The organism is Flagellimonas hymeniacidonis (assembly GCF_008040165.1).
Taxonomy (GTDB): domain Bacteria; phylum Bacteroidota; class Bacteroidia; order Flavobacteriales; family Flavobacteriaceae; genus Flagellimonas; species Flagellimonas hymeniacidonis.
Window position 1 is genome coordinate 31,102 of record NZ_VRUR01000003.1, and the last position, 17,111, is coordinate 48,212.

Sequence of the window (17,111 nt, forward strand, 5' to 3'; positions counted from 1 at the left end):
TTTCACTATTGTTAATTTAGAGGATTAATCAAATTCATTGATCAATGAGATTATTAATCACTTTAAATTTGGCCCTATTTTTACTATGTTCCACAAATATGGCCTCACAAGACCTTTCAGCTTATCAGAAAAAAGTTTATGAAAAGAAAGGCGATAGTCTTCCCTACCGACTGTTATTGCCAAAGAATTACGATGCGACCAAAAAGTATCCATTGGTGTTGTTTTTACATGGTTCGGGAGAACGTGGTAATAATAATGAAGCACAACTGGTGCATGGTTCGGGTTTGTTTTTGGGCGAAACCGTAATGGAAAAATACCCTTCCATTGTAGTTTTCCCTCAATGTGCTACTAATAGCTCTTGGGCGAAGATTGATGTAAAGGGAAATATCCCCAATAGAGAGTTCATCTATTATGAAGATGCGGAACCTACCAAAGACATGTTACTGCTAGAAGGACTTTTAAAAGAGCTAAAAAAGACCTACAAACTTGATAAATCCAAAATCTACGTTGGCGGGCTTTCAATGGGTGGAATGGGCACCTTTGAATTGGTTCGAAGAAACCCTAAAATGTTTGCGGCGGCCTTTCCTATCTGCAGTGGTGCAAATCCAAAAATAGCGAGCAAGCTTAAGCGTCTGGATTGGTGGGTGTTTCATGGTGAAGCGGATACCGTGGTTCCTGAAAAGTATTCGGCAGTGATGGTACAGGCCATGAAAAGTTTAGAAATCGATGTAAAATATTCGGTATACCCTGGTGTTGGTCACAATAGCTGGGATAATGCCTTTGCAGAGCCAGAATTGCTATCATGGCTATTTTCCAAATCAAAATAATATCAACCTATGCAACTACAGCTTACCAAACCTATTTGTTTTTTCGATTTAGAAACAACCGGTACCAATGTGGCCAAAGACAGAATTGTGGAGATTTCTATTCTCAAAATCCTTCCAAATGGAAATAAAGAGAGTAAAACCTGGCTTGTAAACCCAGAAATGCCCATTCCGCCAGAAGTGGTTGCTGTGCATGGCATTACCAATGAAAAAGTGGCCAATGAGCCTACGTTTAAACAACTATCCAAAGAAATTTATAAGATGATCAAGGATAGTGATCTTGGTGGTTTTAACTCAGATCGTTTTGATATTCCGCTCCTTGCCGAGGAAATGCTCCGGGCAGATGTGGATTTTGACATGAAGAATATGGTTTCGGTAGATGTACAGACCATTTTTCATAAAATGGAAAAAAGAACGTTAGGGGCTGCCTATAAGTTCTATTGTGATAAAAATTTAGATGATGCCCATAGTGCTGAAGCGGATACGTTAGCTACATATGAAGTCTTATTGTCACAATTGGACAGATATCCCGAATTGGAGAACGACGTAAAGAAGTTATCAGAATTCACCACAAGAAAACAATCCTTGGACTTTGCAGGATTTATTGGTGTTAATAAAGAAGAACAACCCATTTTTGCTTTCGGAAAGCACAAAGGTAAAACCGTAGATGAGGTTATGGAAACCGAACCAGGTTATTTCGGATGGATTTTGAATGCCGATTTTCCGTTGTATACTAAAAAGGTACTTACCCAAATTAAACTTAGCAAGCTGAACAATAAGCTGTCTTAAAAAATAAATTCAAATATTAGGAATATGAAACTGATATGCATCGGCAGAAACTATGCTGCCCATATTGAAGAATTGCAAAATGAAAGACCGGAGGAGCCAGTAGTTTTTATAAAACCAGATTCTTCCATTTTACCAAAAGAACAGGATTTTTATATTCCCGAATTTTCCAATGATATTCATTATGAGGTAGAGGTATTGGTAAAAATAAAAAAAGTTGGAAAACACATTTCAAAAGAGTTTGCACATAAGTATTATGATGAAGTTGGTTTAGGGATAGATTTCACCGCAAGAGACCTCCAGGCTAAACTTAAAGGCAAAGGTTTGCCATGGGAAAAAGCTAAAGGATTTGATGGCTCAGCTGTGGTGGGTAAGTGGATACCAAAAAGTATGTACGAAAACCTTGATAAACTGGGTTTTTCCTTGTTAAAAAATGGGGAAAATGTGCAAAATGGCAATACCTCCCTGATGCTGTGGAAGATAGACGAGTTAATAGCCCATGTATCCACCTATTTTACGCTTAAAAAGGGCGATATTCTGTTCACAGGTACCCCAGCGGGGGTTGGTAAAGTAAGCCCAAATGATTACCTTTCAGGTAGTCTCGAAGGAGAGAAGATGTTTGAAATTAATGTGAGATAATGATTTACAGCCTCGATAAGATTAATGAAATGGCAGAAGGAGATCAAGATTTTGTTACTTCTGTAGTTTCGGTGTTTTTAGAAGAAGTTCCTATTGATATGGAAGACTTGGAAAAAGCCATTGCCCAAAGGGACTATGAAAATGTATATAAACTGGCCCACAAAATAAAACCCAATGTGGATTTATTGGGAATGGAGCAAACAAGGGCCACGGCACTTGAAATTGAAACTTTGGGAAAGACTACCACCAATATCGATGAAATTGAGACAAAGTTTCCGCTCCTAAAAAAGGATGTGCTTCAGGTAATAGGGGAACTTAAAAAAGACTTCAATCTGTAAATGCAAGCTGAAATCATAACCATTGGGGATGAGATTCTCATTGGGCAGATTATAGATTCCAATTCTGCATTTATTTCCAAAGAACTAAATAAGATTGGTGTTTCGGTATATCAGATTACTTCGGTACAAGATGATCGTGACCATATTTTGGAAGCTTTAAAAGTTGCTGAGGATAGATCATCGGTAGTTATTATAACCGGAGGTTTGGGCCCTACCAAAGACGATATCACCAAACACACCCTATGTCATTTTTTTAACGATGATCTCATTCAAGATGATGGCGTTTTGGAATATATTGAAGAATTGTTCAAAAAATATATTTCCACTCCAATATCAGATTTAAATAGGAAACAGGCGTTGGTGCCTTCAAAAGCTACAGTGCTACACAATGCACACGGTACAGCTCCAGGACTTTGGATGAAAAAAGGGGATACTGCATTTATTTCCCTACCCGGAGTGCCTTTTGAGATGAAAAACTTGATGAAGAATGAGGTGCTTCCCAAAATTATAAAAGAATACAAACGCCCTCACATTTTTCACAAAACCATAATGACCTATGGTTTGGGTGAAAGTGCCATTGCCAATAAAATTGAGGAGTGGGAAAATAGCCTACCCCCATTTATAAAACTTGCATACTTGCCTAATCTGGGAAGGGTTCGCCTTCGTCTTAGCGCAAAGGGAAATAACAATGGAGAGATAATTGCAGCGATTGAAGCGGAAGTGAAAAAATTATATCCATTGATCGGCGATATCATCTATGGAGAGGAAGAAGAAGAGTCCATCGAATATCAAATTGCAAAGCTGCTTACAGAAAAAAAAATGACTTTGGCAACAGCTGAAAGTTTTACAGGAGGCAAAATTGCACAACAAATAACCACTATCCCTGGCGCATCATCCTATTTCAAGGGTAGTGTAGTGAGCTATGCCACCGAGGCGAAAATTAAAGTGTTGAGTGTCCCTGAAGACTTGGTAAAAAAACATTCCGTGGTGAGCGAAGAAGTAGCGATAGCCATGGCTAAAAATGTAAAAAAGATGCTGGGCACGGACTTCTCAATAGCTACAACAGGTAATGCGGGCCCCACAAAAGGGGATTCAGATGCTGAGGTGGGAACGACCTACATTGCGGTTAGCACTCCAGAACATACTTTTGCGCAGAAATTCACTATGGGGAATCATAGAGAACGCATTGTTCAGAAGTCTGTAAACAAGGCATTTGAATTATTACTAAAAGAAATTCTAAAATTCTAAAAAAGAATTTTGTGCGTCCCATTAAAATGCTATAAATTTGCAGCCTCAATAAAATCACTCAAAAGTTAGGGAGATGTCTAAGATTTGTGAAGTTACAGGAAAAAAGGTGATGTTTGGAAACAACGTTTCCTTTTCTATCAATAAAACCAAAAGGAGATTCGATGTAAATATTTCTAAAAAGAGATTTTACATTCCAGAAGAAGACCGTTGGGTAACCCTAAACGTTTCGTCTAGAGGTGTAAAGATTATCAATAAAAGAGGAATCTCTGCTGTTTTAAAGGAAATCAATTCCAAAAAATAGGTAGCATAAGATTTTAAGTACGATACAATGGCAAAGAAAGGAAATAGAATTCAGGTTATTTTAGAATGTACAGAGCACAAAGAATCTGGTATGCCAGGTACTTCTAGGTACATTACTACTAAAAATAAAAAGAACACGCCAGACAGAATGGAGATTAAAAAATTCAATCCTATTCTTAAGCGTATGACTGTTCATAAAGAAATTAAATAAGTTAGGTCATGGCAAAGAAGACAGTAGCAACACTACAGGGTAGTTCAAAAAGATTGACAAAGGCCATCAAAATGGTAAAGTCTCCAAAAACTGGGGCTTATACATTTGTTGAGTCAGTTATGTCTCCAGAATTGGTAAATGATTGGTTAAACAAGAAGTAACCCAAATCATAGCACAAAATTTAAAGCCGCTTTATAGCGGCTTTTTTATTTTATAAAATCTTTACGCTAAAAGGGGAAACCCAAAATGGATTTAACAAAACTCCTCTTACTTTCCTATCTTTGAAGATTGATGACGAACGCACATGAGCCTATTTAAAAAAATATTTTCTTCGGACAAAAAAGAGACGCTGGATAAAGGTCTCGAAAAGTCAAAAAGCAGTTTTTTTGGTAAGTTGAGCAAAGCCGTGGCCGGTAAATCTAAAGTGGATGATGAGGTCTTGGATAACCTTGAAGAGGTTTTGGTCTCTTCAGATGTTGGGGTTGATACCACCTTGAAGATTATTGACCGTATAGAAGAAAGGGTTTCTCGAGACAAATATATGGGTGCTGATGAACTCAATACCATTCTTCGTGAGGAAATTGCAGGACTCCTTTCAGAAACCCATGTAGGAGAAGATACCGAGTTTGTAATTCCTTCAGATAAAAAACCTTATGTCATTATGGTGGTTGGGGTAAATGGGGTAGGAAAGACGACTACAATCGGGAAACTGGCCTATCAATTTAAAAAACAAGGATTGAAAGTGGTTTTGGGAGCAGGTGATACCTTTAGGGCTGCTGCTATAGACCAATTGGAAGTTTGGGCAAAACGAGTAGATGTTCCCATCATAAAACAAAAAATGGGTAGTGATCCTGCATCAGTGGCTTTTGACACCCTAAATTCGGCGGTAGCAGACAATGCTGATGTGGTTTTAATTGATACAGCGGGTAGATTGCACAATAAGGTCAACCTTATGAATGAACTCTCCAAAGTGAAAAGAGTGATGCAAAAAGTAGTGTCAGATGCTCCCCATGAGGTGCTATTGGTATTGGATGGTTCTACCGGACAAAATGCTTTTGAACAAGCAAAGCAATTTACAAAAGCGACAGAGGTAAGCAGTTTAGCCGTGACCAAATTGGATGGAACTGCAAAAGGGGGAGTCGTGATTGGTATCTCTGACCAATTTCAAATACCAGTAAAATATATTGGCGTAGGGGAAGGAATCGAAGACCTTCAGGTCTTTAATAAGTATGAGTTTGTCGATTCGTTTTTTAAGGTCTAATACCCAGATTTTGATTACATTACATAATGTTCCCTTAAATTTATATTATGAATATATAGTATGGGAAGAATACACTTATTTGAATTCGAAGATCAAAAATGGTTTCCTAAGTTTCTAAGGGATTATGGCACTGATTTTTTACAATTTCTTTCCAACAAGACCAAACTCTATAAGCCAGTCATTTCAATTCTTGAAAAAGGCTTAATAGCGGAAGGGTCCAATACGATTATAGACTTAGGTTCTGGCGGTGGCGGTGGTTTACTGTGGTTAAATTCCGAATTGCTAAAAACTCATCCAGACCTAAAAATAGTGTTAACGGATTATTACCCAAACCTTAGTGCTTTTGAATATACTAAAAAACAAGCGGATAATTTTGAATTCATTACCGCATCCATTGATGCCAGAAAAGTACCGGAAAGTTTAAAAGGATTGCGAACGCAGTTTTTATCTCTGCATCATTTTAAGCCCAATGATGCACGGCAGATTCTACAAAATGCCGTGGATTCCAATAGCGCAATAGGCATTTTTGAAGCTCAAGAGCGAAGTATTCCCAGTATTTTGGCCATGCTTTTCTCTCCCATAAGTGTTTTGTTCACCGCACCATTTATAAGGCCTTTTAAATTTGGGCGACTCATTTTCACGTATTTAATTCCAATAGTGCCGCTGTTTGTGCTCTGGGATGGAGTTGTATCCTCCTTGCGGACCTATTCTGTAGAAGAAATGAGAGGTTTGGTAAATAGTTTGGAAAACGGTGAGACATACAATTGGGAAATTGACAAGGTAAAATCAGGTCCAGGAGTTATTTTATACCTTTTGGGAATAAAAAAGAATTGATATGGCTTCACGAATTTTAATTGTTTTCCTTTTGGTTTTTGGTATTAATGGGTATGCACAAATTAATCACCCAAAGGCAAGCCCATTAGCTATAGCAGAGCAAGAGGTAGGACTTTCTAAAATTTCAGTGAAGTATTCACGTCCAGCAACCAAAGGCAGAGAGATTTTTGGTGGATTAGTGCCTTACGGGCGTATATGGCGTGTGGGAGCTAACGAATCCACAAAAATTACGGTAGATACAGATATGACCGTAATGGGAAATACTTTGCCCAAGGGTACTTATGCCTTATACGCTTTTCCAGAAGCTTCAGCATGGCAGATTGTGTTTCATAAGAATATTTCACATTGGGGTGATGGACGCAGAAATTATGACCCAAAAGAAGATTTGTTTCGTGTAAACGTCAAACCACAAAATGTTCATCATCATCAAGAAAACTTTTTAATTGCCTTTGATTCCATTACCCATAACTCAACCAATATGAACTTGACTTGGGCAAAAACACAGGTCATCATTCCTTTTATTGTGGATACCCATGCCCAAATGGAGATTGAGATTGCAAAACAAATTACAGAAAATCCTAAGGCCCAAACGTATTATGAAGCTGCCCGCTATTTACAGGAACAAGAAAAGGATTATGAACGCTCGTTAGAGTACTTAAACAAAGCATTAGAATTGGGAGGGGATACCTATTACTTTCATCGCGTAAAATCCTTGGTAGAAGCAAAGCTTGGTGATTATAAATCTGCAATTGCATCAGCAGAAAAATCCTTGAAAATTGCTGATGAACTTGGAAAAGATGAGTTTGTTCGGATGAACCAGAAAAATATTTCGGCCTGGAAACAAGTGCTAAAAAAGTAGTGATAATGAGAAAAAACACCATCCGAGTTAGTTGGAGCCTATCCGTATTGTTCCTGATATTTCAATCTTGTCAATTTTTTAAAAAGGAAAATAAACAGGAGCAAATCCCTTCGGTAACTATTGAGGAAAAGAAGACTGAGAAAATAGGAAAGGAAGAATTACTTTGGACTCCATATAATGATGCCGCCGAAGTAACAGAGAATGTTGGACATGAAAACGAACGGATGCGTTACAAGTTCATTCAATCCAAAGTGTTGGATAAGAATGAAGTTTTTACACCATTATATACTAAGGTCGCCAAATTTCCAGAGGAAAAATACAATGAGATGCGATCATTGGTTTTGGAGCAGGATATCCCTACGCTTCAAAAGCATATTTCAAGGAAAAAGTTCAGTTATGTTGATTTAACATTGTTTTATCTACATCGCATTTATACATATGAGCTACCTAATGAAACAACATTAAACACAGTGTTGGCCTTGAATCCCAATGTTTTGGAAGAAGCTAGAAAGTTGGATGCTGATTCCGAAGGTCATCATCCTATTTATGGGATGCCGATATTGTTAAAGGACAACATTGGCATTCAAGGGATGAAAACAACCGCTGGGGCAATAGCATTAATGGAAAACGAAACGGATGATGCTTACATTGTGGAGCGTCTAAAAGAAAAAGGAGTATTAATTTTAGGAAAAGTAAACTTGAGTGAGTGGGCCAATTTTATTTGTGAATGCCCCAATGGTCAAAGTGCCGTAGGAGGTCAGACCTTAAACCCATATGGTCGTCGTGTTTTTGATACCGGAGGCTCAAGTGCTGGCAGTGGCACCTCTGTAGCAGCAAATTATGCAGTGGCAGCGGTAGGTACAGAGACCTCTGGCTCCATTCTATCGCCATCTGGTCAAAATTCTGTTGTAGGGATGAAACCCACTATTGGGCTTTTGAGCCGAACTGGCATTGTTCCTATTTCAAGTACTTTGGATACTCCTGGTCCAATGACCAAAAATGTAATTGATAATGGAATTTTATTGGATGCCATGCGTGGTTTTGACGACAATGACGAAAAATCTGTTCAAGCGGATTGGGAGGAAAGGTGGTATGCCAAAGAAGTAAGCCTTAAAGGCAAAAGATTTGGTGCGTTCAAAAATTACATCGAAAGTGATTCCATTTATCGGGCAACAATGGAAAAATTGAAAATTGCCGGAGCTACCATTATTGAATTCGAACCACCTGAGGTAAAATTTGATGGTTTTCTTTCAATTTTGAACATCGACATGAAAAATGATTTACCAGATTATATTGAAACTCATGTAAAGGATAGCAATAGTGTCCTTGTGCACGATGTGAAAGATGTTGTAGCATTTAATCTGAAAGATAGCTTGGTCAGAATTCCGTACGGACAGGCTCGATTAGATGGTATTTTGGCAGATACCACATCAATTGAAGGACTTAAGGCTATCAAACAAAGGTTGAAAGCCAATGGGCGCACCTATTTTAACGTTCCCATGAGTGAATATCGTTTAGATGCCGTGTTGTCCATCAATAATTATGATGCCGGCGTAGCTGCTGCCGCAGAATATCCGGCGCTGACAATACCTATGGGATATAAAAATTCTGGTGAACCTATCAATTTAACCTTCATTGCAAAACAATATCAGGAAGGGAAATTATATGCCTTGGGAGCCGCATTTGAATCTTTGACCAGAGCAAGGAAAATACCAGAAGCGTATATGGACTGAGCATATGATCCTAATGGTATTAACTTTTGTATTTTTGCACCCCATTTACAAAACATATGCGCACAAAATCGCTTAAAAAGAACAAAATCAATGTAGTTACCCTAGGTTGTAGCAAGAATGTCTACGATTCTGAGGTATTGATGGGTCAGCTGAGAGCCAATAACAAAGAAGTGGTTCATGAAGAAGAAGGCAACGTTGTTGTTATAAACACCTGCGGATTTATTGCCAATGCCAAAGAGGAAAGTGTAAATACCATTTTGGAATACGTTCAAAAGAAAGAAGCAGGGGATGTAGATAAGGTTTTTGTGACAGGATGTTTAAGCGAGCGCTACAAACCCGATTTGGAAAAGGAAATTCCAAATGTGGATGAATACTTTGGAACCAGTGATTTGCCCAATTTGTTGAAAGCTTTAGGGGCTGATTACAAGCATGAATTGATAGGGGAACGTTTGACCACAACTCCAAAAAATTATGCCTATTTAAAAATTGCCGAAGGTTGTGATAGACCATGTTCTTTTTGTGCTATTCCCATAATGCGGGGAAAACATAGGAGCAAACCTATTCAAGAATTGGTTTCAGAATCTGAGAAATTAGCAGCGAAAGGAGTCAAGGAACTTATTTTAATAGCCCAAGATTTAACGTATTATGGTCTTGATTTGTATAAAAAAAGAAATTTGGCCGAGTTGCTTCAAGCCTTGGTAAAGGTTGAAGGAATTGAATGGATTCGACTACACTACGCTTTTCCAACAGGATTTCCTATGGATGTATTGGAAGTGATGAAGAAAGAGCCTAAAATCTGCAATTACATTGATATACCACTACAGCACATCGCAGACCCTATTTTAAAAAGTATGCGCCGAGGGACAACTAAGGTGAAAACAACACAATTGCTTCAAGACTTTAGGGCAGCCGTTCCAGAAATGACCATAAGAACTACTTTGATTGTGGGGTACCCAGGGGAAACAGAGGAAGATTTTCAAACACTAAAAGACTGGGTGACAGAAATGCGTTTTGAGCGTTTGGGTTGTTTCACGTATAGCCATGAGGAAAATACCCATGCATACTCGCTAGAAGATGATGTCCCTGAGGAAGTAAAGCAACAGCGTGCCAATGAAATTATGGAGGTTCAATCACAAATCTCTTGGGAGTTGAATCAAGAAAGAATAGGGAAAACCTTTAAGTGTATCATTGACCGAAAAGAAGGAAACCATTTTGTTGGTCGCACAGAGTTCGATTCGCCAGATGTGGACAATGAAGTATTGATAGACGCTACAAAACACTATGTAAAAGTCGGGGATTTTGCCTCTGTCGAAATTACCGAAGCTTCAGATTTTGATTTGTATGGTATTCCATCCCATAAGAAATAGGCAAGTTTAATTGACTTCTGCAATAGGATGAACACCGAGGAAAAAGGAAGATTTATCTTGTTTTCCTTGAGCTATTACGATTTTATGATGTTCGGGAATAAAATCCAAGTCCCCAAAATAGCTGTTATTCTCTGCTAATTTTTCAACTTGTAGATTTTTATTGATATGCCAAAGTGCACTGTTTTCTACTGTTGTAACATAATATCCTCCTTCACCATCTAAGGCAATTCCATCGAAATCGGAAATATTTGGCTCTAAGTTGAGTTTTGTAATTTTTTTTGAATTGATATCAATGGACACCAAATGTGTTCCACCAATAGTTAATGTTTCTCCCTTAATTGCAATTCCATTCGCCCATGTAAGTAGGTTATCATCTTTTAAAAAAGATTGCATTTCCGCATTTTGTACTTTAAAAATGGTATGAATAAAAGAGGCAGTTACATAAATGAGTCCTTTTTTGCTTATAGCAACGTCATTGAGTCCCGATTTTTCTATTGGTTCAGTAATTCTTTGCAAGATTTCACCACTGGCTGTATTTATCACTACAAGGTTGTTAATGTCTGCGACATATAAATTGCCATCATGTATTGCCATTCCTGTAGGTCTATTGAGACCTGACACCCATTTTTGCTCTAGTAATTTGCCTTCTGCGGATATTTTTGCAATGAAACCTTGATTCCCAAGCTTGTAATCTTTTCCACAAGAGGCATAAAAAACTTGATGCTCAGCATCAAAAATTACACTCTCCACATTTAGGAGTTCTTTTCCCAAAACCCATTTTAGTTGATGGGTAGTTGGTTCTCTTTCAGAATCTTGGTCGCCAACTTTTTTATGCGCCTTTTTGCACGCAAATATGGTCAGCGCTGCAAAAAGAAGTATGATTTTTAATTTCATGTGTTTGAAGAAATGTATTGCCAAGGATTTCACACTCGCTAAACTACATGTTTACAAACTCAAATCCAGATAGCGGAATGTTTCTTAAATCATGTTCGGTTTCATTCAATAAAATTCCGTGCTCCAAATACGCTTTTAAATTTGCAAGCCAAAACGTCCAACCGTTACTGCACCCATGGTGAATGTTTAGTTTGCTTTCCTCATCAACGGGGATTTCATGCTGTTTTAGGATTACTAGAACTGCTTTTTCATGGTCTTCAAGGGTTACCGATACCTTGCTGTCTGCAAAAGAGACTTCCAAAAAATCCTTTCCGTTAGCTTTAAGTACAGTTCCTTCCTCTTTTCCATCCCAGTTGTGCCACTTCCACAGGTACGAATCCCCAGCTTGAATGTTTTCATCCACTTTTCGTTCCTCTCCGGTTGCCGAAGTATATATAGCTGTACTTAGAAACCAAGATGTGATACCCTCTGAGGTTCCCCAACACCAATATAATTTTTCAATGGGGGCTTTTATGAAGATTTTTTTGGTAAAACAATCGAAAGTAAGTTTGTTCATCGCTTGCGTTTTAGTTCATACTGATATAGTTCTCTACCTAATTGTGCTAAAAACGGAATGCCGACTTCATCGTACTCGTAAACATTGTCGTTAAATACGCCATCCTTGTTTACCAATATTGTGGCCGTAACCATGAAGTCTATATTGTTTTTAACATCCTGAATATAAGCACAATCGGTTAAAGTTCCATAGGCATAGCCTACTTTGTTGTAAATCTTAATATGCTCAGGGATTGGGTCTGTTGAATCACCGAACATTAAAAATTTCACGTAGCTATCATAATATTCCACTGGGTCGTATCCAAGAGATTTTGGAAGTGTATGCATTGCCTCTAACAAAAGCATACGCTGGTCTTCACTCAAATTAAATTGATTTTCTCTTGAAAAGGCTTTTGGAAAAATGATTCTTTTTAGCAGGCTATGCTGCGTCTCAATTGGGTAATAGTTTTTCAGCGAAAAATCGAAAGCACCCAAATGCAGAGAATCATCCTCATAGAACCCCGTTCCTTTCTCAATTTTTTGCACTTTCAATGGATTGGGAATTTTATTTACGATTGAACTGCTGGTTGCTGTAGTGGAATCATTTAAGTAAATGACTAAAGGTTTGGTGGTTATTTCATCTGCGTTGGGTGTAGAAAGTCGATGTGAAATTCGAATGGGTACAAGGCCATGCTGTTGCATTCTATTGTTTACACCATCCTGCCCCAAAAATTCAATTAATCTGTTATTAGCGGTATTATCAGATATGGCAAATATTTCAGAAACGGCTTTGGCAAAAGTGGTTTCTACGGTATCCCCCTCAATATAAAATCTGGTATTCACAGTTAGTGAATCCGTTTCATTGATTTTTTCAAGAGCAGTAACTACAGTGGGAAATTTAACTGTACTGGCAGGGTAGAAATAATTGTTTTTATCAACTTGAAAATCAAAATCGGTAAAAAATACAGCCTCACTTTTTCTATTTATTTGTGTATATCGTATTTGAACCTCATGCTGACTTAGGCTATCCATAACCCTTTTAATAAAGTGGTTTTCTGAGGAAAGTATGGTTTCCAATGGGTTTGCATCTACTCTTTTTGTGCAAGAGACGAGTGTTATGCTACCAATGAAAATTGAGATAAAAAGCTGTTTAAACATTAACCGAGTTTAGAGTTTTTATAGAGCGAGATTAATAACCCTCCAAATAAACCTCACCCCTTTGTGGTTTTAAAATTTCGCGAACTTCTTCCATTTCAAATTCTGCTACAACCAAATATGCAATACTATGGGTGTCACTAAAATGTTCAAAGCCGGTAATGTCAAATTTTAGCTCTTCAATTATTACAAATTCCGCCAAATGTTTTTGATAATGTTCCGCGGTATTGGCAGCTCTCGGGCCGCGAAAATCCCAAATCATTTTTATTTTTCTGTCCAATGCTTTTTCCATAATTACTGAGGGTTTAATACAGAGGTGCCATTTTCGGCAAATGCCTTAAAGTCTTTCAAATATTTCATAGATTGTTTTTTAAAAGCTCCCGGCATTAAAAAACCAATCAACTTCATACCTAAACCGGAGAATTGAAACTCACTTTCAGAAATCCAAAGGGTCTTGCCCTCTACGTCCTTAAAATAGTTTTTCTGAATATTGTGAATTCCTTTGGTGTCATAAGTAGTATGCAATTCATGCGGCAGATTACTCTTAATGATGGTTTCCACCATTTCAAACTCGCGTTTCCCCATTTTATATTTTAAGCTCATTTGTGCTCCCTCCGCGTTTGGTCTATCAGAAAGGAGTTGGTACTCTTGAAGTCCTTCTTGCCAATGCTTCATATGCTCTGGATTGTCCAGTTTTTTTATGAATTCGTCAAGAGGTAAATTAACGGTTATTTCTGTGGTATACTTCATTTTGGCAGGTTTTGTACTAATGTAATAAATTATCTGATTTCAATAACCTACTAAAAATCTGTTAATGAGTGCGAAACCTACTTGCGAGGCTTTAAGTAATTGTTATTTTTGCGAGATGCTTTCTCTTCAAAAAAATAAAGTCTTTCTCTTTGTATCCATAGGATTTTTGGTTTTGTCCTCTTGCGATTCCCTTTTTAAAGAGAAGGTTGAAAAGGAACCTTTGGCCAGAGTTGGGGATTCTTTTTTATACAAAGAGGATATAGCTTCTTTTATTAGAGATGATATGTCTGCCCAAGATAGCGCCCTGTTTGTGACCAATTATATTAATAATTGGGCGTCGAAACAGTTGTTGTTATCTAAGTCTCGGATTAATCTACCAGAAGAAAAACTTAATGAATTTGACCGTTTGGTCGCTGATTATCGTGCAGATTTGTATACTAGAGCCTACATAGAAGCTTTGGTGCTTCAGGCGCAAGATACCGCGGTAACCCGTTCACAACTTAGACAATACTACGAGAAAGAAAAAGAGAACTTTAAACTAAACGAAAAACTGGTCCAACTTAGATTTGTAGGATTGCCAGTGCAGTTTTTGGATAAGGATGAAGTGAGCAGAAAAATGAACAACTGGGAAACTACGGATAAGGATTATCTGGATTCCATAGCTGTTCAGTTTAAAAAAATACATTTTAATGATTCTATTTGGGTTGGAGTTTCTCGGGTTATTGAAGTAATACCACCGCTCACTTCGCTAAATGAAGAGAAGTACTTAAAAAAATCACAATTTTTTGAATTGCAGGATTCCTTAGGGGTATATTTGGGAAAAGTGACCGATGTATTGGAAATCAACGATACCGCCCCTTTTGACTACATAGCTCCAGATATTAGGCAGCTGATTTTAAATAGAAGACGGCTTAATTACGTAAGAAAACTGGAGACCGAGATTATTGATGAAGCTATAAAGAAGAACGAATTTGAGGTTTATGAAAACAATGAATAAAGGAATATTTGCAATACTATTTTTTGTTGCAGCTGGGCTGATACAAGCCCAGGATACGGATGAAGCCATAATGGTAAAAAAAGACACCACCAGTGCTTCTAAAAAAGTAAAGTTGGACGGTATTGCCGCTGTAATTGGTGATTATGTTATTTTGGATTCTGACATAGAGAAGACCTTAATAGATTTAAAAAGTCAAGGAGCATCAACGCAAGATATTACCAGGTGCAGTCTTTTGGGCAAATTGATGGAAGACAGATTATATGCCCATCAAGCAGTTCAAGATAGTTTGCTGGTATCAGATGATCAGGTGAACGCGCAAAGTGATAGACAAATTCAACAATTAGTTTCCCAAGTAGGATCTATGGAAAAAGTGTTGAAATTCTACAAAAAAACAGATATAGAAAGCTTTAGGACTGAACTTTTTGAGATTAACAAGCTTCGTATGCTTTCAGAAAAAATGCAAGGAAGCATTGTGGAAGAAATAGAAGTGACTCCGGAAGAAGTACGTCAGTTTTTCAATAAAATCCCAGAAGATGAAAGACCAGTTTTTGGTGCTGAACTAGAGATAGCCCAAATTGTAAAACAACCAACCGCACCTGAGGAGGAAAAACAAAAGGTTATTGATAGGTTAAACCAAATAAGACAGGATGTCGAAGATAATGACGCCAGTTTTAATGTTAAAGCAATTTTGTATTCACAAGATCCAGGCTCAAAATCTAAGGGAGGATTTTATAGCATGACTAGGGAAACACCTTTTGTGAAGGAATTTAAAGATGTTGCTTTTAGCTTGCAAGAAGGAGAAATTTCTGAACCCTTTGAAACAGATTTTGGGTATCACATCATTTATATTGAAAAAATTAGAGGACAGGAATTAGATCTACGACATATTCTGTTGATTCCCGAAATACCACAAAGTACTTTGGACAAGGCGGTAAAAGAGTTGGATAGCATCCGTCAGCAAATTTTGGATGGAAAATACACCTTTGCAGATGCTGCATTGAATTTTTCAGATGAAAAAGAAACCAAGTTTGATGGTGGACTTTTAAGAAACCCCATAAATTTTGATTCCCGTTTTGAATTGACCAAAATGGATCCTGCGCTATACAATCAAGTGCGTAACTTAAAAGATGAGGAAATTTCTGGTCCTTTAAGAGAGGACGATCAAAGAGGTGGGGCTCCCAAATTTAAAATCATGAAAATTTCCAACCGCTATGACGAGCATAAAGCGGATTTTGCCAAAGACTACCTAAAAATTCAAGAGTTGGCACTCAGAGAAAAACAGTTTAATGCCATCAAAGATTGGATGGATGAGCACATAGATGATACATACATCCACGTAAACACAGATAATAGGGGCTGCGATTTTGCAAACAAATGGGTAAAGGAATAAATACATGTCAGACGTTGTCGCGGTAGAAAACCTTGTCAAAAAACATCAAGACTTAAAAAATGAGATTGCCAAAATTATTGTTGGTCAAGAAAAGGTAATTGAGCAGATACTACTATCTATCTATACTGGAGGACACTCTCTTTTAATAGGAGTTCCTGGTTTGGCAAAAACATTGATGGTAAATACCATTGCCCAAACCTTGGGTCTGGACTTTAAGCGGATTCAGTTTACCCCAGATTTAATGCCAAGTGATATTTTAGGAAGTGAAGTATTAGATCAAAACAGGAATTTCAAATTTATAAAGGGTCCTGTATTTGGCAATATCATTTTGGCTGATGAAATTAATAGAACTCCCCCAAAGACTCAGGCAGCATTATTGGAAGCCATGCAAGAAAGGGCGGTAACTATTGCAGGTGTACAGCATAAGTTGGACATGCCATACTTTGTGCTTGCCACCCAAAACCCTATCGAACAAGAAGGAACATACCCGTTACCAGAGGCACAGTTGGACCGGTTTATGTTTGCCATTGAGTTAAAGTATCCCTCCATAGCTGAAGAAGTACAAGTGGTGAAATCGACCACTACGGATGAGGTAGCCCAAATAAATACCCTCTTCAATGCAGAGGAAATTATTGCCGTACAGCATTTAATTCGTAGAATTCCGGTTCCAGACAATGTCGTTGATTATGCTGTTAGGCTGGTTAATAAGACACGACCTGGTCTAGAAAATACTTCAGATTTTGTCAATAATTATGTGGATTGGGGAGCTGGACCAAGAGCTTCTCAAAACTTGGTGCTAGGCGCAAAGGCCCACGCCGCTGTCCATGGGAAGTTCTCTCCCGACATAGAAGATGTAAAAGCTGTTTCCATGGGAATTCTAAGACACAGGATTCTAAAAAACTACAAAGCGGAAGCGGAGAACATCAATGAAGAAAATATTATTTCAGAATTGTTATAAAAAGGACATCTTCACGACTTATTTAGGGTAATT

The 17,111-nt window shown here is 37.8% G+C and carries 21 protein-coding genes; 16 read left to right on the forward strand and 5 right to left on the reverse strand.

Going from position 1 to position 17,111, the window contains the following annotated elements; translation table 11 throughout:
* The first annotated feature begins 44 nt into the window (after positions 1-44).
* The 13 genes from FVB32_RS17265 (at position 45) to rimO (ending at position 10,400) form a co-directional block, all read left to right on the forward strand.
* Positions 45-827: a carboxylesterase family protein gene (locus FVB32_RS17265; protein WP_147745122.1), complete on the forward strand. Its 783-nt coding sequence runs from the start codon at positions 45-47 to the stop codon at positions 825-827.
* A gap of 9 nt (positions 828-836) precedes the next feature.
* On the forward strand, positions 837-1,613 hold the full coding sequence (locus FVB32_RS17270) for a 3'-5' exonuclease (RefSeq protein ID WP_147745123.1): 777 nt from the start codon (positions 837-839) through the stop codon (positions 1,611-1,613).
* A 24-nt stretch (positions 1,614-1,637) separates the two neighbouring features.
* Positions 1,638-2,249 carry a fumarylacetoacetate hydrolase family protein gene (locus FVB32_RS17275; RefSeq protein ID WP_147745124.1) on the forward strand — a complete coding sequence of 204 codons (612 nt, stop codon included), beginning with the start codon at positions 1,638-1,640 and terminating at the stop codon, positions 2,247-2,249.
* Positions 2,249-2,587 carry an Hpt domain-containing protein gene (locus FVB32_RS17280; RefSeq protein ID WP_147745125.1) on the forward strand — a complete coding sequence of 113 codons (339 nt, stop codon included), beginning with the start codon at positions 2,249-2,251 and terminating at the stop codon, positions 2,585-2,587. Before FVB32_RS17275 ends, FVB32_RS17280 begins: the two co-directional genes overlap by 1 nt.
* Positions 2,588-3,835 (forward strand): competence/damage-inducible protein A, encoded by a 1,248-nt coding sequence (locus FVB32_RS17285; protein WP_147745126.1) that lies wholly within the window; start codon positions 2,588-2,590, stop codon positions 3,833-3,835. It abuts the gene before it with no gap.
* 73 nt (positions 3,836-3,908) lie between these two features.
* On the forward strand, positions 3,909-4,136 hold the full coding sequence (rpmB, locus tag FVB32_RS17290) for a 50S ribosomal protein L28 (protein ID WP_147745127.1): 228 nt from the start codon (positions 3,909-3,911) through the stop codon (positions 4,134-4,136).
* 27 nt (positions 4,137-4,163) lie between these two features.
* Positions 4,164-4,346, forward strand: coding sequence for a 50S ribosomal protein L33 (gene rpmG / locus FVB32_RS17295; protein WP_031444791.1), 183 nt, complete (start codon positions 4,164-4,166; stop codon positions 4,344-4,346).
* Positions 4,347-4,354: 8 nt separating this feature from the next.
* The gene (locus FVB32_RS17300) at positions 4,355-4,507 is read left to right on the forward strand and encodes a DUF4295 domain-containing protein (protein ID WP_097047502.1); all 153 of its coding nucleotides are present in this window, start codon (positions 4,355-4,357) and stop codon (positions 4,505-4,507) included.
* Positions 4,508-4,650: 143 nt separating this feature from the next.
* On the forward strand, positions 4,651-5,607 hold the full coding sequence (ftsY, locus tag FVB32_RS17305; protein WP_147745128.1) for a signal recognition particle-docking protein FtsY: 957 nt from the start codon (positions 4,651-4,653) through the stop codon (positions 5,605-5,607).
* Positions 5,608-5,667: 60 nt separating this feature from the next.
* Entirely contained in the window at positions 5,668-6,441 is a 774-nt protein-coding gene (locus FVB32_RS17310; protein WP_147745129.1) for a response regulator, read from the forward strand.
* A gap of 1 nt (position 6,442) precedes the next feature.
* A complete protein-coding gene (locus tag FVB32_RS17315) occupies positions 6,443-7,300 on the forward strand; it encodes a DUF2911 domain-containing protein (protein WP_147745130.1) in 858 nt (285 codons plus the stop codon).
* 5 nt (positions 7,301-7,305) lie between these two features.
* Positions 7,306-9,033 carry an amidase family protein gene (locus FVB32_RS17320; RefSeq protein ID WP_147745131.1) on the forward strand — a complete coding sequence of 576 codons (1,728 nt, stop codon included), beginning with the start codon at positions 7,306-7,308 and terminating at the stop codon, positions 9,031-9,033.
* Between the two features lie 56 nt (positions 9,034-9,089).
* Positions 9,090-10,400 (forward strand): 30S ribosomal protein S12 methylthiotransferase RimO, encoded by a 1,311-nt coding sequence (gene rimO / locus FVB32_RS17325; RefSeq protein ID WP_147745132.1) that lies wholly within the window; start codon positions 9,090-9,092, stop codon positions 10,398-10,400.
* A 6-nt stretch (positions 10,401-10,406) separates the two neighbouring features.
* Here the strand turns inward: rimO and FVB32_RS17330 are convergent, their stop codons facing one another.
* From FVB32_RS17330 to FVB32_RS17350, 5 genes are read right to left on the reverse strand one after another with little or no spacing between them, the layout of a single operon-like run.
* Entirely contained in the window at positions 10,407-11,294 is an 888-nt protein-coding gene (locus FVB32_RS17330) for an SMP-30/gluconolactonase/LRE family protein (protein WP_147745133.1), read from the reverse strand.
* Between the two features lie 43 nt (positions 11,295-11,337).
* Complete coding sequence (locus tag FVB32_RS17335; protein WP_147745134.1) at positions 11,338-11,850, reverse strand: SRPBCC family protein; 513 nt, start codon at positions 11,848-11,850, stop codon at positions 11,338-11,340.
* Complete coding sequence (locus FVB32_RS17340) at positions 11,847-12,986, reverse strand: serine hydrolase (RefSeq protein ID WP_147745135.1); 1,140 nt, start codon at positions 12,984-12,986, stop codon at positions 11,847-11,849. The genes FVB32_RS17335 and FVB32_RS17340 overlap by 4 nt, the downstream gene beginning before the upstream one ends.
* Positions 12,987-13,017: 31 nt before the next feature.
* Positions 13,018-13,275, reverse strand: a complete 258-nt coding sequence (locus FVB32_RS17345; protein WP_147745136.1) for a hypothetical protein — start codon at positions 13,273-13,275, stop codon at positions 13,018-13,020.
* 2 nt (positions 13,276-13,277) lie between these two features.
* On the reverse strand, positions 13,278-13,733 hold the full coding sequence (locus FVB32_RS17350; RefSeq protein ID WP_147745137.1) for an SRPBCC family protein: 456 nt from the start codon (positions 13,731-13,733) through the stop codon (positions 13,278-13,280).
* A 64-nt stretch (positions 13,734-13,797) separates the two neighbouring features.
* Between FVB32_RS17350 and FVB32_RS17355 the strand changes: the two genes are divergently transcribed.
* From FVB32_RS17355 to FVB32_RS17365, 3 genes are read left to right on the forward strand one after another with little or no spacing between them, the layout of a single operon-like run.
* The gene (locus FVB32_RS17355; RefSeq protein WP_147745138.1) at positions 13,798-14,730 is read left to right on the forward strand and encodes a peptidyl-prolyl cis-trans isomerase; all 933 of its coding nucleotides are present in this window, start codon (positions 13,798-13,800) and stop codon (positions 14,728-14,730) included.
* Complete coding sequence (locus FVB32_RS17360; protein WP_394348890.1) at positions 14,714-16,120, forward strand: peptidylprolyl isomerase; 1,407 nt, start codon at positions 14,714-14,716, stop codon at positions 16,118-16,120. The genes FVB32_RS17355 and FVB32_RS17360 overlap by 17 nt, the downstream gene beginning before the upstream one ends.
* A 4-nt stretch (positions 16,121-16,124) precedes the next feature.
* A complete protein-coding gene (locus tag FVB32_RS17365; protein WP_147745139.1) occupies positions 16,125-17,078 on the forward strand; it encodes an AAA family ATPase in 954 nt (317 codons plus the stop codon).
* Positions 17,079-17,111 lie beyond the last annotated feature (33 nt).